Source organism: Candidatus Avedoeria danica, assembly GCA_016703025.1.
GTDB classification, from domain to species: domain Bacteria; phylum Chloroflexota; class Anaerolineae; order Epilineales; family Epilineaceae; genus Avedoeria; species Avedoeria danica.
On sequence record JADJCV010000004.1, the window covers coordinates 1236471 to 1251046 of the forward strand.

The 14576-nt window shown below is 70.1% G+C and carries 14 protein-coding genes; 12 read left to right on the forward strand and 2 right to left on the reverse strand.

Going from position 1 to position 14576, the window contains the following annotated elements:
- Positions 1–34: 34 nt before the first annotated feature.
- The 12 genes from IPG72_08450 (at position 35) to IPG72_08505 (ending at position 11388) form a co-directional block, all read left to right on the forward strand.
- On the forward strand, positions 35–1012 hold the full coding sequence (locus IPG72_08450) for an NAD-dependent epimerase/dehydratase family protein (GenBank protein ID MBK6769024.1): 978 nt from the start codon (positions 35–37) through the stop codon (positions 1010–1012).
- The gene (locus tag IPG72_08455) at positions 1012–1953 is read left to right on the forward strand and encodes an NAD-dependent epimerase/dehydratase family protein (protein MBK6769025.1); all 942 of its coding nucleotides are present in this window, start codon (positions 1012–1014) and stop codon (positions 1951–1953) included. Before IPG72_08450 ends, IPG72_08455 begins: the two co-directional genes overlap by 1 nt.
- A 91-nt stretch (positions 1954–2044) precedes the next feature.
- Positions 2045–2353 (forward strand): 50S ribosomal protein L21, encoded by a 309-nt coding sequence (gene rplU, locus IPG72_08460; GenBank protein ID MBK6769026.1) that lies wholly within the window; start codon positions 2045–2047, stop codon positions 2351–2353.
- An 11-nt stretch (positions 2354–2364) separates the two neighbouring features.
- Entirely contained in the window at positions 2365–2727 is a 363-nt protein-coding gene (gene rpmA, locus IPG72_08465; GenBank protein MBK6769027.1) for a 50S ribosomal protein L27, read from the forward strand.
- Positions 2724–3104, forward strand: a complete 381-nt coding sequence (gene rpmE / locus IPG72_08470; protein MBK6769028.1) for a 50S ribosomal protein L31 — start codon at positions 2724–2726, stop codon at positions 3102–3104. Before rpmA ends, rpmE begins: the two co-directional genes overlap by 4 nt.
- A gap of 205 nt (positions 3105–3309) precedes the next feature.
- Positions 3310–3888 (forward strand): dCTP deaminase, encoded by a 579-nt coding sequence (locus IPG72_08475; GenBank protein ID MBK6769029.1) that lies wholly within the window; start codon positions 3310–3312, stop codon positions 3886–3888.
- Positions 3889–3898: 10 nt separating this feature from the next.
- Positions 3899–4717, forward strand: coding sequence for a type III pantothenate kinase (locus IPG72_08480; protein MBK6769030.1), 819 nt, complete (start codon positions 3899–3901; stop codon positions 4715–4717).
- 96 nt (positions 4718–4813) lie between these two features.
- Positions 4814–6838: a hypothetical protein gene (locus IPG72_08485; protein ID MBK6769031.1), complete on the forward strand. Its 2025-nt coding sequence runs from the start codon at positions 4814–4816 to the stop codon at positions 6836–6838.
- Positions 6839–6928: 90 nt separating this feature from the next.
- Complete coding sequence (locus IPG72_08490; protein MBK6769032.1) at positions 6929–7591, forward strand: hypothetical protein; 663 nt, start codon at positions 6929–6931, stop codon at positions 7589–7591.
- A 207-nt stretch (positions 7592–7798) separates the two neighbouring features.
- The gene (greA, locus tag IPG72_08495) at positions 7799–8275 is read left to right on the forward strand and encodes a transcription elongation factor GreA (protein MBK6769033.1); all 477 of its coding nucleotides are present in this window, start codon (positions 7799–7801) and stop codon (positions 8273–8275) included.
- Between the two features lie 191 nt (positions 8276–8466).
- Positions 8467–9951 carry a lysine--tRNA ligase gene (gene lysS / locus IPG72_08500; GenBank protein MBK6769034.1) on the forward strand — a complete coding sequence of 495 codons (1485 nt, stop codon included), beginning with the start codon at positions 8467–8469 and terminating at the stop codon, positions 9949–9951.
- 135 nt (positions 9952–10086) lie between these two features.
- Positions 10087–11388 carry a hypothetical protein gene (locus tag IPG72_08505; protein MBK6769035.1) on the forward strand — a complete coding sequence of 434 codons (1302 nt, stop codon included), beginning with the start codon at positions 10087–10089 and terminating at the stop codon, positions 11386–11388.
- A gap of 30 nt (positions 11389–11418) precedes the next feature.
- Here IPG72_08505 and lon read toward each other — a convergent pair whose 3' ends face one another.
- Both lon and IPG72_08515 read right to left on the reverse strand, forming a co-directional pair.
- The gene (gene lon / locus IPG72_08510; GenBank protein MBK6769036.1) at positions 11419–13833 is read right to left on the reverse strand and encodes an endopeptidase La; all 2415 of its coding nucleotides are present in this window, start codon (positions 13831–13833) and stop codon (positions 11419–11421) included.
- Positions 13834–13991: 158 nt separating this feature from the next.
- Positions 13992–14396: an Hsp20/alpha crystallin family protein gene (locus IPG72_08515; protein MBK6769037.1), complete on the reverse strand. Its 405-nt coding sequence runs from the start codon at positions 14394–14396 to the stop codon at positions 13992–13994.
- Positions 14397–14576: the final 180 nt, after the last annotated feature.

Sequence of the window (14576 nt, forward strand, 5' to 3'; positions counted from 1 at the left end):
GGCAGTGGGCGCGGCGTAGGTCGCACACCCCCTTATGAACGTCCTCGTCACCGGCGGCGCCGGCTTCATCGGATCCCATCTCGTCGACCGGCTGCTGGCCGACGGCCACAACGTCACGGTCATCGACAACTGCGTCACGGGCCGTCCCGAAAACGTGGCACAGCATGCCGACCGGCCCGGCTTCACGTTTCTGCGCGGCAGCGTGCTCAACGAGACACTCGTCGCTGCCGTCTGCCGCGAGGTCGATCTGGTGTTCCACCTGGCGGCGGCGGTCGGCGTCACGCACATCGTCAAGGATCCGCTCTGGGCGATCGTGACGAACACGCGAGGCACCGAGATCGTGCTCAAGCGCGCGTTCGAGAACCGGGTGCGCGTCGTGTTCGCGTCGAGCTCCGAGATCTACGGGCAGAGCGATGCCGTGCCGTTCGACGAGGACGGCCCGCGCGTGCTCGGACCGACGACGATCCACCGCTGGGCGTACTCGACGTCCAAGGCGCTCGACGAGCACCTCTGCTGGGCGTATGCCGACAAAGGCCTCGCCGTGTCGGCCGTCCGCTACTTCAACATCTTCGGCCCGCGGATGGACCCGGCCGGATACGGCAGCGTGATCGCCCGGTTCGTCACGCAGGCGCTGGCCGGCGAGCCGCTGACGGTGCACGGCGACGGCCACCAGAGCCGGTGCTTCACGTACGTGAGCGAAGCCGTCGCGGCGACGATCCTGGCTGGCACGCACGACGGGGCGCTGCACGAGGCGTTCAACATCGGCCATCCCCAAGAGCACACGATCGAACACTTGGCCGAACGCGTCATTGCGCTCACCGGCTCGCCGTCGACCGTCTCGCGCGTTCCGTACGCCGACGTGTACGGACCGTCGTTCGCCGACACGCGCCGCCGCGTGCCCGACGTGACGAAGGCGGCCGAGCGCCTCGGCTTCCGCGCGCACGTCACGTTGGACGAAGGCCTGGCGGCGGTCATCGCCGAGCGTGCCGTCGCCGCCGAGCGGGCGCGCTGATGCGCATGCTCATCTCGGGCGTGGCCGGCATGATCGGCACGCCGCTCGCGAACCGGCTCGTCGCCGACGGGCACACGGTGCTCGGCATCGACGACATGAGCGGCGGGCACGACCTGAGTTCGCTCGACAACCGGGTGCGGTTCTCGCGCGCCGACGTGCGGGACGTACCCAAGCTGTGGAGCCTGTTGGCGGACGTCGACGTCGTCCTCCACCTTGCGGCGCGGGTCAGCGTCACGGAGTCGATCCTCTATCCGGTCGAGTACAACAACGTGAACACCGGCGGCACGGTCAGCCTCATGGCCGCCGCAAGGGATGCCGGCGTGCGGCGGGTCGTCTTCGGCTCGTCGGGCACGGTGTACGGTCCGCAGGCGGCCCAGCCGGTGGGAGAAGCTGCGGCGGCCCGTCCGGTGAACCCTTACGCGGTCAGCAAGTTCGCCGCGGAGCACTACGTCCGCGCGATCGGGGAGCTCTACCGGATCGAGACCGTCACGCTGCGGCTGTTCAACGTGTACGGGACGTGGCGCCAGCACCGCCCCAATCACCCGGCGGTGATCCCGCACTTCGTCCATGAAGTCCTCTCGGGCGCCAGCATCGTCCTCTACGGTGACCCGCCCGGCGGCCAGACACGCGACTTCGTCCACGTCGACGACGTCGTCGAAGCGCTCGTGAAGTCAGCCGTGGCAGGTGGGATCTCCGGCGCCGTGCTGAACATCGGCAGCGGCGTCGAAACCGCCGTGGCCGATCTTGTGCCGCTGATCGAGGTGGCGGCGGGGCGGGAGGCGCGCGTGCTGACGTCCACGGAACAGGCCGGCGGCATCGACCGCCTCTGGGCCGACGTCCGGGCGGCGCGGGACATCCTCGGCTGGTCGCCCAAAGTCGACCTGACCACCGGGCTCGCTCGGCTCGCCGCGGAGATGCGGACGCACGTCCTGCGAAGTTGACGCTTTTTCAGTGCGGCGTATGATTGACCTTTGCCCAATTCCAGACGAATTGTCAGACCCGGACGGCGGGTCGAGATGAGGACGTGTGTCCATGTACGCGATCGTGCAGCACGGCGGACATCAGTACCGCGTTGAACCCGGCAGGACCATCGAGATCGAGCGGATCGATGCGGCGGCCGGTGACACCGTTACCTTCGATCAGGTGCTCTTCGTCGGCGGCGAGTCGACCAAGGTCGGCGCCCCGACGGTGGCCGGCGCCACCGTCCGCGCGACGGTCGTCGGCGAGATGAAGGGCGAAAAGATCCTCGTTCAGAAGTACAAGCCCAAGAGCCGCTACAAGATCCGCACCGGCCATCGCCAGCGCTACACGCAGCTCAAGGTCGACGGGATCACCGCCTAGGAGGCGCAAGGATGGCACACAAAAAGGGTGGCGGGTCCAGCAAGAACCTGCGCGACTCCGGGCCGCAGTACCGTGGTGTGAAGCGCTATGACGGTCACGCGGTCCTGGCCGGCAACATTCTGGTGCGGCAGTGCGGCACCAGGCTCTACCCGGGCACGAACGTCGGCATGGGCCGCGACTTCACGCTGTTCGCGCTCGAGCACGGCTTCGTGAAGTTCGAGAAGCGCCCGCGCGGCCGGACGGCGGTCAGCGTGTACGCCACACATCCCAACCGGCCGGGCGCCACCGTGTCCGGCAACCCGACGGCGCCCGCCAGCCCCGTCGCGTCCGCCAAACGCGGTGCCGACCCGCTGAACGGCGGAGAACGAGCATGAAAGCCGACATTCACCCGCAGTGGTTCCCGGAAGCGCAGTTCGTCTGTCGTTCGTGCAGCATGGTCTATGTTGTCGGCGCCACCGTGGCCACGCTCAACACCGAGATCTGCGCCAACTGCCACCCGTTCTTCACGGGTGAGCAACGCATCGTCGACACCGCCGGACAGGTCGAGCGCTTCATGCGCCGCCTCGAGGTCGGTCAGACACAGCGGCTGCAGCAGGTCAAGCGCGTCGAGGCCGAAGCCGCACGAGAAGCGGCCGAGCGGGATGCCAAGCGCCGCCGCCGTGGTCTGACGCCGATCGTCATCGCTGCTGAGGCCGAGCCTGAAGCCGCGGCTGAGACTGAGCCTGAGGCTGAGCCCGAGGCGCAGGGCTAATACTCCACCACTGTGGATTCTAGGGGTTCCCTACTCTGGTGGCCGCCACGAGCATGTTCAGTGGTGGAGGACTAGTTCACGTTCTCTCAGTTCCTTGCGCCCCGGGTCGGGTTCTTCCTGGCTCGGGGCGCTTTGTGTGCCACCCAGCCGGCCCCGCCCCTTGGGTGCCGGATCCGCCGATCGGCGGTGCGCGAAGGAGCGGACCATGGTCCTGAGCGACGGTGAAATCATCGAGCGCGTGCGCGATGGCGGGATGATCGAACCGTTCTTCGACCACCTCGTCAGCCAGGGCGTCGTATCGTATGGACTGTCGAGCTACGGCTACGACTTCCGCGTCGCCGACGAGTTCAAGGTGTTCTCAAACGTGAACTACACCGCCGTCGACCCCAAGGCGTTCAGCCCCGACGCGTTCGTCGACATCGTGACGCCCGACGTCTGCATCATCCCGCCGAACTCGTTCGCCCTGGCGCGGACCGTCGAGTACTTCCGGATCCCGCGCGACATCATCACGGTTTGTCTCGGCAAGAGCACGTACGCCCGCTGCGGCATCATCTTGAACGTGACCCCCTTCGAGCCCGGCTGGGAAGGCCATGCCACGCTCGAGATCTCGAACACGACGCCGTTGCCGGCCAAGATCTACGCCAACGAGGGCATCGGCCAAGTCCTCTTCCTCCGCGGCAGCCGCGAGTGCCTGACGAGCTACAAGGACCGCAAGGGCAAGTACGATCGGCAGCACGGGATCGTGTTGCCACGCATCCTCGGCGGCGACGGCGCGCCGCGCTGACGCCGCCGTCGTGTCATCGGAGGCATCCGCCGGCGGCGTGATGACGATCGACGTCAGCAACCTGCTGACGAGCATCGTCATCTGGCACGGCGACACACCGACCCATCACTTCCAGGCCGGGACGGATCCGCGGCGGACCGTCGACGAGTGCGCGCTGCTGATCGAGCGCTGGCTGCGCTCGGTCGGCGTCACGCCGGGTGCGCTCGACGGTGCCGCGATCGCGTGCGTCGTGCCCGTGCTCGGCGGGATCACCGCCGAGGCGTGCGAGCGCGTGCTCGGCCGTCAACCGCTCGTCATCGGGCCCGGCATGCGCACCGGTGTTGCGATTCGAACGGACGACCCGCGCGAGGTCGGCGCCGACCGGATCGCCAACGCCGTCGCCGCGCGGGAACGGTTCGGCGCGCCGGTCATCATCGTCGATTTCGCCACGGCGCTGTCGATCGATGTCGTGAACGCCGAAGGGCACTACGTCGGGGCGATCATCGCGCCCGGTATCGAGGTGGCGGCCGAGGCGCTCGAACGACGGACGGCACAGCTCGGCCGGATCCCGCTCGCCGCGCCACCGCACGTCATCGGCGACAGCACGTCGCATGGCCTGCAGTCCGGTCTCGTGCTCGGCCACGCGGCGATGGTGGACGGTTTGGTGGCCCGCGTGCAGGCCGAGTGGGGCCCGGCCGCGGTCGTGGCCACAGGCGAGTCCGGCGCCGCGCCGGAGATCGTCCGGCTCTGCGCCTCGATCGACCACTTCGACCCGTTGTTGACGCTCGACGGGCTTTCGCGCCTGTTTCGCGGCTGGATCGAACGTCCGCCTCAGGTGCGACGTTCGTGAGGGTAGTGCCCCGGCGCCGCTGATGCTCGATCCCGCCGTCCCCGCTGCGCGGCGGTCCCAACATGTTTCCCACCCCACTGTGCCAGGAGGTGTTCGATGCGCCCCACGCCCCGCCATGCCCATGCGCTCCGCGCGCCGTTGCTCGTCGCCGGGCTCATGTGCGGCCTCGGCCTTGCCGCGCTCGGCATGGGTGCACGCACCGCCGTGGCCCAACGGCCCGTGCCGCTCGACTTCGGTCCGTACCTGAACCGCTACGGCACGCGCCATGTCGTCCGCATCCCGGCCGGCGGGCCGGGCGCGAGCGCCGTGATCGAGGTCACGAACGCCGGCTGGATCCCGACGGACGCCGCCGTCGTCGTCATCGCCGCCGGCGGCCGCGCGGATTGCGGCACGGCGCCGCCGCGTCCGGTCACCGTCCGGTGCCTCCCGGCGATCGCGCCGAAGACCTCCGTCCGCGTCGAGATCCCGGCCGGCGAGTCGTCGAACGTGTTCGTGTACAGCGTCGTACCGGGTCAGACGGCCGGGTGCGGCGCGCTGGACGACGTGGGCGGCGGCGGGACGCTCCTGTCCGCGTGGGAGGCCGCCAGCTGGCGAGCGGCGCCCGGCGAGCCGCTGGCGGTCGGCGGCATCGCAACGAGCGGCGCCGACTCGCTCGGGCTGTCCGCTGCAGCCACCACCGGCCTCGGCGAGCTCTTCCGCAGCCAGCCGGGCGGCGCGGCCGGCGGGCGCCGACCAACCATCCTGCCGCAGGCGCTCGCCTACGCGCCGACGACGGGCGCGCAGACGACGCTCACGAACGTCGACATGAACTGCGCCCGGGTCGATGCCCGCTCGGCTGGCAATGTGACTGTGCCGGTGTGCGGGCCGTTGCGCCAGACGACGATCGAGATCGCGCCGTTCGCCGCCGCGCCGGTCGGGCCGCTGAACGGGCAGCAAGGGCAACGCGCCGTCTGGGCGGCGGCCGTGGAGGAGACCGTACTCGGCGCCAGCTGGCACGAGGGCGAGGGGTGGGCGAGCTACGACGCCGTCGGGCCGCGCGAGCTGGACGTACACGGCGGCAAGCTCGCCTTCCCGCTCGCGATGGCCGGCCTGACGAACGAGCGCTCCGTGCTCTGGGTGTCGAACCTGCACCCGACCGCCACGGCGCAGATCGACATCAACATGTGGGACTCGAACGGCAACATCCTTCGCTTCCACGGCGACGCGGAGGGCATCTGCCCGGGCGGATCGAAGGCGTACGACATCGCCGCGCTCGCCGGCGAGATCCCGCCGTTCGGCGGGGCCGACGCGCCGCCCGAGCGCCAAGGACCGCGGTTCCTTGCGCTTCGCGTCGACAGCAAGAGCGCGTCGCTGCCGACCGCCCCGCCGATCGCCGGCGTCGTGATCTTGCACGGGGATGAGGGAACGGAGGCCGTGCCGGGACTCGGACTGCCGCTCATCCTGTCCCGGGTCTCCGGCCGCCAACTCCAGGCCACCGGCGCCGGCGGCGAGCGGCCGCGAGGCGAGGCACGCAGCGTCACGGTGCTCTCCGGCGTGATGAACCAATACGGTCCCGACCGCCGGACGACAACGATCGCCGTCACGCTGATCGGCGAGACCCGCGTGGAAAACGCGGCATCGGCCGACATCTATGACGCCGAGGGAAAGCTGCTGATCGCCAACGTCGGCGTCCGCGCCAGCTCGACGACCGGCTTCCTCGACCTCTCCAAGCCGATGCGGCTGCCGGGCGCCGGCATGGCGACGCCGCCGGCCCAGCCGTTCCGGCTGCCGGTTGGTTTCATCGGCACGGTCGTGCTCCGGAGCCAACAGGGGCGCGGCGCCACGTTCGGCGCCGTGGCGATCACGCGCGCGATGCTGCCGAACGGCCGTCCGGCACCGGCGCCCGCAGCGGGTGAAGCGTTCACGGTGTCGATGGGCAGCATCGTCCCTCTCTTCGTCGACCCGACGGCACCGACGCGCACACCGTTCCCAACGACCCGACCGACCGTGGCGGCGACCGCCACCGCACCGGGTGAGCCAACCGCCCCGCCAACCGCCCCGCCGACCGTCGAGCCGACGTCGACGCCGCAGGGAGACGCCGTTTCGACGCTCTGGCTGCCCCGCGTGTTGAACGAACCGTAGCCGCCGCCGCACGGCGCCCGCACCGGCGATGCATGCCCGAACGTGGGGCGCACATTGGCGGTGCGGGCGCCGTTCCATTAGACTCCCGCCGTGACCGCCATCGTGGAGTTCTTCGATCCCGCCCGCCCAGGCTGCTGGCAGCGCTTCAAGCGCGGCGTGCTCGGCTGCCTCGGGTTGTGCGCATGCAGCGCCGTCGTCGCGGCCGCACTGGCTGCCCGTCAGCCGATGGGGCGGTACATGCTGGGCGCGACGCTCATGTCGATGGGCGCCTACCGGCCGGCGCTGGCGGTCGCGTCGTCACTGGTGGACGACCATCCGGACGTCAACTCGGCGTTCTACTTGCTGAAGGCGGCAGCGCTGCGGCACACGGGCGACGTCGACGGCCACAACCGGGTGCTGGACGAGGCGGTGCTCCACTTCCCGCGCGCGTTCGCCGCCAACGACGATCGGTGCCTGTACGGCGCTCTTTTCGCGGACGCCCGCGCCGCGCTGCCGTACTGCGACCAGGCCGTCGCGCTCGTCCCCCCCGAGAAGGCGGCCAACGCCCGCGCGCACCGCGGCCTCGCCCGCGCACTGGCCGGCGACACGGCGGGTGCGATCGACGACCTGGACGCGGCGGTCGGCACGTGGCGGAGCACCGGCATGACGGATGACCAGTTCGCGCGGCCGTACGCCGAGTTCCTCGAAGGGCTGCGCGCCGGCCGCGACGTGTTCGATGCGGAGACGCTTGCCCGCGAGCGGGCGCGCTACTGAACGCCGGGTTCGTCGATTCGAAGGGCTCGTTTCGGCCGCACGGCGGCGACACGTTTGGCGGAGCGTGGCCATGGGTGTATGATCGCCCGTCAGCCGGGGTGCTGATACCACTGGACCGCGATCTAGATCGCGGTCCCGATTTTTTAGTCCGGGCCTGAGCGAGCGGTCCCCCCAGCCCGCCAGGCGCCGCAGAGGAGTCTGCTCAGCATGATCCACGAACCGCAATACATCACGCCTGAGGGCCACGCCCGCCTTGTCGAGGAGCTGCGCCATCTCAAAGAGGTGCGGCGCAGCGAGGTCGCAGAGATGATCCGCGAGGCCAAGGAGGCCGGCGACATCAGCGAGAACGCCGGCTACGACGAGGCCAAGGAGAAGCAGGCCTTCGTCGAGGGCCGCATCAACGAGCTCGAGGACCTGCTCAAGCACGCCTCGATCATCGAAGGCAAGGGCGGCAAGGACGTCATCAGCATCGGCAGCACGCTCGTCGTCGAGGAAGTGGACGGCGATGGGGCGCGCGAGAAGTTCCGGCTCGTCGGCTCGGCGGAGGCGGACCCGACGAAAGGGCTGATCAGCAACATCTCGCCGCTCGGCAAGGCGCTCCTCGGCAAGAAGGTCGGCGACCGCGCGAAGATCACGACGCCGGACGGCGGATCGTTGACGTTCGCGGTCCTCCAAGTGTCGTAAGCCTCCGCAGGCAACGTGCGAACGAGCATTGCGGGGGCGGCCGGTAACGGTCGCCCCCTTTTTTCGACACGTGCGGTTTCCCGTTCCACATCCTCATCCCGACCCTTCCTCGCCCACAGGAGCGCACGATGGCGCAGAACGACGATCCGCCGCCCGCAAGCGCCGAACCCGACGTCGACGCGCTCGGCGGCATGGCGCAGCTGGTGGCGGCCCGGCTCGAACGCCTGAACGCGATTCGGGCGGCCGGCATCGACCCTTACCCACCGCGCGTCAAGCGAACGCACATGAGCGCGGACGCCATCGCCGCGTTCGGCTTGATCGAGGCGGCGGGCGGTGACGAGGGGCCGGCGGGCGTGATGTTGTGCGGGCGTCTCGTCGGGGCGCTGCGGCGGATGGGCGGCTCGATGTTCGTCCACCTCCAAGACCAGAGCGGCACCGTTCAGCTGCACCTGCGTCGCGACCACATGGGCGAGGTGGACTTCGGCGCGGCGATCGACCGGCTCGACCCGGGTGACTTCGTGCAGGCGGACGGGACGATGTTCCGCACGCGCGCCGGCGAGGTGAGCCTGGCGGTCGACCGCGTGACGATGCTGGCCAAGAGCTTGCGCCCGCTGCCCGAGAAGTGGCGCGGCCTGACGGACGTCGAGACCCGGCTGCGCCAGCGCTACCTGGACATGTTGTCCAACGAGTCCGTGCGCCAGCGCTTCATCCAGCGCTCGCTGATCGTACGCGCGATGCGCACGTTCCTCGACGGCCGCGGCTTCCTCGAGGTCGAAACGCCTACGCTTCAGCCGATTTACGGCGGCGGCGCTGCCCGGCCGTTCGAGACGCACTACCACGCCCTCGGTCAAACGATGTACCTCCGAATTGCGGATGAGCTCTACCTCAAGCGCTGTCTCGTCGGCGGACTCGAGCGCGTCTACGAGATCTGCAAGGACTTCCGCAACGAGGGGATCGACCGTACGCACATGCCCGAGTTCACGATGATGGAGTGCTACTGGGCGTACGCCGACTACAACGACGTCATGGCGCTGGTCGAAGACATGGTCGCCGAGATCGCGCTCGCGGCGAACGGGACGACGCGCGTCACGCTGCCGGACGGCGGACCCGAGATCGAGCTCGCCCCGCCTTGGCGCCGCTGGACGGTCCGGGACGCCGTGCACGACACGACGGGCATCGACATCGCCGCCGCCGACACGCTGCCTGCGCTGCGGGCTGCGATCGAGGAGCGGGGGCTGCACGTCGCGCCCCAGCCGACGTGGGCCAAGACCGTCGACGAGCTCGTGGGCGACTACGTCGAGCCGCAGTGCGTCCAGCCGACGTTCCTCATGGACCACCCGGTGGCGCTGAGCCCGCTGGCCAAGCGCAAGCCGGACGACCCGCGCTGGGCCGAGCGGTTCGAGCCGATCGTCGCGGGCTTCGAGCTCGGCAACAGTTTTTCGGAGCTGAACGATCCGATCGAGCAGCGCGAGCGCTTCGAGGAGATGGCCCGCCAGAAGGCGGCCGGCGACGACGAGCAGCCGCCGATCGACGACGACTTCATCGAGGCACTCGCCCACGGCATGCCCCCGACCGGCGGCCTCGGCATCGGCGTCGACCGGCTCGTCATGGTCCTGACCGGGACATTGAACATCCGCGAGGTCGTGTTGTTCCCGGCGATGCGCTCGGACGGGTAGGGGTTCCAGACCCTGGATGGCACCGAAGCGCGCGCCGACGTGTCCAATCGGGCGGGGACACCGCTCGGGTGAGGACCGTGTTCCCAGTCCGGAGGTCGATTCCCAGTCCTGAGGTCGAAGGAGTAGATTCCACGCATGCCCTTGTTCACGCGCGAGACGGTCCGCTCACGATCCGCCGCATGCCTGCTCTTCACGATCGCCGCGCTCGTCCTCCTCGGCGGCCCGATCGTCGGCGGCCGGGCCATCCACGCGCAGGTGCCGACGCCGACGCCGCTCACCGGCCCGCAGATGCCCGTGCCGCCGCGGGGCCGAACGGTGGTTGCGTCGCTCCCGGCGTGCACGACGGACGGCCGCATCACGGTCGCACCCGAACGCGTCGTGGTCGGGGGCACCATCACGGCCACGATCGCGGTCGGCATGACGTGCCCCGAGGAACTGCGGGCGCGGTCGGCGGTCATCGTCGTCGGCGGGATCGACGCCGAGTGGCGCGCGGATGTCCAGGCGGCGCTTTTCGTCCTCGTGGATGCGTTGGGCGATGCCGGACGGTCGCGCGTGGCGCTGCTGTACGGCACGAATCCGGCCGGTGCGCCGCACTTCGCAGCGCTGCCCGACGAGCGGGACGCCGTCGTGGCGGCCATCGCCGCCCATGCCGCGCAGCCGGCGGGCACGGGGGCCGCATGGGCGGACCGAATCGAGGCGGCCGCCGCGGCGCTCGCCACGACTGGCCCGACGCAACGTCCGATGCTCGTCGTCATCGATGGCGCGCGCCCGGGCGGTGATGTCGGACCCGGGCTGGCCGTGCTGCGGCGGACGCTCCTCGGCTTGCCCGACCGGCTCGGCCTCGGGCTCCTGATCGACGTGTCGCCGGATGCGTGGCTGCGCGGCATCGGCCAAGGCGGCGCGGTGCCGGACACCGTCGCGCTCTACGTCAGGCCGAGTGCGCTCGACGGACTGAGCGGCGTGATCATGGACATCGTGGTGGCACTGCAGGCGCCGATCGGCGATTGGGTCCTTGACTTCGGCTTGCCTTCGAACTTCGTCATCGAGCGCACGCGCATCGCTGTCGCGCCACTTTGGCAGCCGAGTGATGCCTTTCCGTGGCAGGGCCGTGCAGCGTCGCACGCGCTGGCGGCCACGGGCGAGGTCGTGTTCCGAGCCGTCCGCCCCGGCGAGGTCCGGCTTGGCGCCAGCCTCACAGGCATCCGCGGCCGCGCCCAACTCACACGCGCCGCACTTGCGCCGTCGGCGGCGATCTGCGTCTTCCCGCCCGGCCTCGAAGCGGCGTGCGGTCGGCTGCCCCCCGACGACCGCGGCACGGCGACCCCGGTTCCGGCGCTGCCGCGGCCGCCGCCCACGCCGTTCCGTGGCCCGCAGCCCGCGACGCCCACGGCCCGCCCGGCGTCGCACGTCCTCTACCTGCCCGTGGCGAGGCGATAGCCACCGCCGCGCCGTCCCGACCACGACCGGTCAGGCCGGCAGGACCTCGAGCGCCTGCGCCCAGACCTCGTCGATCGTGTCCGCATAGATGAACGTCAGCTCGGCGGCCGCGTCTGCGGGCACGTCGTCGACGTCCGTGCGGTTGCGCTGTGGGAGGATGACGGTCTTGATCCCGGCGCGGTGGGCGGCCAGCACCTTTTCCTTGATCCCGCCGACCGGCAGGACCTTGCCGCGCAGCGTGATCTCGCCGGTCATCGCGACATCGCTCCGGACCGGGCGGCCGGTGAGGAGAGACGCCAGCGCCGTGGCCATCGTCACGCCGGCGCTCGGGCCGTCCTTGGGCGTTGCGCCGGCCGGCACGTGAACGTGGATGTCGTGGCTGGCGAAGAAGTCGTCCGAGAGGCCGAGTGATGCGCCGTGGGCGCGAACGTAGCTGAGCGCGGCCTGAGCGCTCTCCTTCATCACGTCGCCCAGCTGGCCGGTGAGCGTGAATCCCTTGGCCCCTGGCGCGGCGCTGGCCTCGATGAACAGGACGTCGCCGCCGAACGGGGTGTAGGCCAAGCCCGTGGCCACCCCCGCGACGCTCGTCCGCTCGGCCACTTCGTTGAAGTACCGCGGCGGCCGCAGGTAGCCGACAAGATCCCCTTCGTCGACGACCGTCGACATCGCCTTCACGGCCACGGCCGCTCCGTCGCCCCCCGCCGCCTTCGTCCCGGTGGTTCCCGTCCCGTCGCCCCCGCTCGCCCCCGCCGCCACCCGCACCGCCACCTTGCGCGCCACCTTGCCGATCTCCCGCTCAAGGTTGCGCACCCCGGCTTCGCGCGTGTAGTGGCGGATCAGCTGGCGCAGCGCGGCGTCCGTGAATGCCAGCTCGTCCGGCCGGAGGCCCGCCTCCGTCAGCTGGCGCGGCACAAGGTAATCGCGGGCGATATGGACTTTGTCGGTCTCGGTGTAGCCCGCAAGGTCGATGATCTCGAGCCGATCCCGCAGCGGGCCGGAGATCTGTGAAAGCTCATTGGCCGTGGCGATGAACAAGACGTCGGAGAGGTCGAACGGGACGTCGAGATAGAGGTCGCGGAACTCACCGTTCTGGGCCGGGTCGAGCACCTCCAGCAGCGCGCTCTCCGGATCGCCGCGGAAGCTCGCTCCGACCTTGTCGATCTCGTCCAGAATGAAGACCGGATTCCGCGATCCGGCACGCTTGATCCCTTGGACGATCCGGCCCGGCATCGCGCCGACATACGTCCGCCGGTGCCCACGGATCTCGGCCTCGTCCCGCATGCCGCCGAGGCTCATCCGCACGAACTGGCGGCCGAGCGCGCGCGCGATCGAGCGGCCCAGGCTCGTCTTGCCGACGCCGGGCGGGCCGACGAGGCACAGGATCGCACCGGCGACGTCGTCCGCCACGATCGGCGCCACGGCTTCGCCGATCGGCACGTCGGCATCGCCGGCCGCGTCGCGGGCGGTCTGGGCCGCGCGCTCCGTGCGCAGCTTCTGGACGGCCAGGACCTCGAGGATCCGCTGCTTCACGTCCTCGAGGTCGTAATGGTCCTCGTCGAGCACGGTGCGGGCATGGCCGATGTCGAGGTTGTCCGGCGTCGTGGCCTGCCATGGGAGGCTGACCATCCAGTCGAGATACGTCCGGATGACGCCGTACTCGGCGGCGGCCTCCGGCAGGCTCTCCAGGCGCGCGAGCTCGCGCAGCGCCTCCTTCTCGGCTTCGGCAGGCATGCCGCTCTCGACGATCTTGGCCTTCAGCCCCTCGAGCTCCGCCTCGCCCTCCTCCTCGCCAAGCTCCTTCTTGATCGCCCGCAGTTGCTGGCGCAGGAAGAACTCGCGCTGCATCTTCTCCATCTCGCCGCGCGCTTCGGACTGGATCTTCCGGCCGAGCTCGAGCACTTCGAGCTCGCGGCCCAGGATCGCCATGAGGGCGCGAAGGCGTTCCTGGACGGTTTCCATCGCCAGGATCTTCTGCGCGTCCGGCGCGTCCATCCGCGTGTTGGAGGCGATGAAGTACGACAGGGCGCGCGCGTCGTCGATCCGTTCCAACGCCTCGCCCAGCTCCTCGGGCAGCTGCGGCACGAGCTCGATCAGGCGCTGGAACATCTCGACCGCGCTGCGGCGCAACGCCTCGGCGGCAACGCTCTCGTCCGGAGGATCCGGGATCAGCGTGACCTTCGCCTTCAGATACGGTTCGGTGGCCACCCACTCGTCGATCCGGAAGCGCTCAAGGCCCTGCACGAACAGGCCGACGTTGCCCTCCGACCCCTTGACCATGCGGTGCACGTGCGCCGCCGTGCCGACGACGTGCAGTCCGTCCGGACCCGGTTCGGGCACGTCCGGGTCGGTCATGAGGACGAGGCCAACGATCCGCTCGCCGACCGACACGTCCTCGGCCAAGCGGACGGACCTGGCCTGACCGACGGCCACCGGCTGGAAGGCCATCGGGAACACGACGACGTTGCGAAGGGGCAGGATCGGCAGGACATCCGGCACCTTTGGTGCGGCATCGTCCTCGTCGTCCGAGGACGCCTTGCCCACTGCCACCTTGCCCACCGAAACTTTGGTCTTGGGTACGAGCGACGCCAAGCGCAACCCGCCCTTCAGCGCGAGTCGTCGCGCCGGCGCGGCACGAAGATCTCGATCATGCCGTCGGAATAGTCGATCTCGAGATCGTCGGCTTCGACGGCCCAGGGCAGCGCGATCTCGCTCCGGAAGTGGCCGGATGCGATCTCCACTTGGTGGCACGCCAAGATGCTGCGCGGCGGCCGCTCCCGCCGCTGGCCGTCCACGACGATACGATCGTCCGCCAGTCGCACGCGATAGTCGCCCTCGCGCAGACCGGCAACGTCCATGCGGACCACAACGCCGCCCTCGACCTCGTACAGATTCGCCGACGGCTGCCACCGGTACGGCACGCTGGCCCGCCCCTCGCCGGGTCCGAAGCTGCGCCAGTAGCGCTGGCTGGGCGCATGCGCCAGGAAGAAGTCGGCGAGTGGTTTCGTCATCACTGTCCTCCAGCGGCCGCAACCCCAAGCGGTGTTGCGCGCCAAGGCGACGCCGTGTGCAGACGGCGTCGCGATCCGGCCGGCATCCTGCGCCGGCCCCGTTAACAACACGATAGAGTTTACCAGCTTTCGCCAGCCGGTGCCACATGCGCTTCCATGGATGCGCACCGCAGCGAGTCC

Bases quoted from the DNA above. Each gene is read 5' to 3' on its own strand.
- IPG72_08450 (MBK6769024.1), top strand. From the start codon at position 35: ATGAACGTCCTCGTCACCGGCGGCGCCGGCTTCATCGGATCCCATCTC.
- IPG72_08455 (MBK6769025.1), top strand. From the start codon at position 1,012: ATGCGCATGCTCATCTCGGGCGTGGCCGGCATGATCGGCACGCCGCTC.
- rplU (MBK6769026.1), top strand. From the start codon at position 2,045: ATGTACGCGATCGTGCAGCACGGCGGACATCAGTACCGCGTTGAACCC.
- rpmA (MBK6769027.1), top strand. From the start codon at position 2,365: ATGGCACACAAAAAGGGTGGCGGGTCCAGCAAGAACCTGCGCGACTCC.
- rpmE (MBK6769028.1), top strand. From the start codon at position 2,724: ATGAAAGCCGACATTCACCCGCAGTGGTTCCCGGAAGCGCAGTTCGTC.
- IPG72_08475 (MBK6769029.1), top strand. From the start codon at position 3,310: ATGGTCCTGAGCGACGGTGAAATCATCGAGCGCGTGCGCGATGGCGGG.
- IPG72_08485 (MBK6769031.1), top strand. From the start codon at position 4,814: ATGCGCCCCACGCCCCGCCATGCCCATGCGCTCCGCGCGCCGTTGCTC.
- greA (MBK6769033.1), top strand. From the start codon at position 7,799: ATGATCCACGAACCGCAATACATCACGCCTGAGGGCCACGCCCGCCTT.
- lysS (MBK6769034.1), top strand. From the start codon at position 8,467: ATGGCGCAGCTGGTGGCGGCCCGGCTCGAACGCCTGAACGCGATTCGG.
- IPG72_08505 (MBK6769035.1), top strand. From the start codon at position 10,087: ATGCCCTTGTTCACGCGCGAGACGGTCCGCTCACGATCCGCCGCATGC.
- lon (MBK6769036.1), bottom strand. From the start codon at position 13,833: ATGGCCTTCCAGCCGGTGGCCGTCGGTCAGGCCAGGTCCGTCCGCTTG.
- IPG72_08515 (MBK6769037.1), bottom strand. From the start codon at position 14,396: ATGACGAAACCACTCGCCGACTTCTTCCTGGCGCATGCGCCCAGCCAG.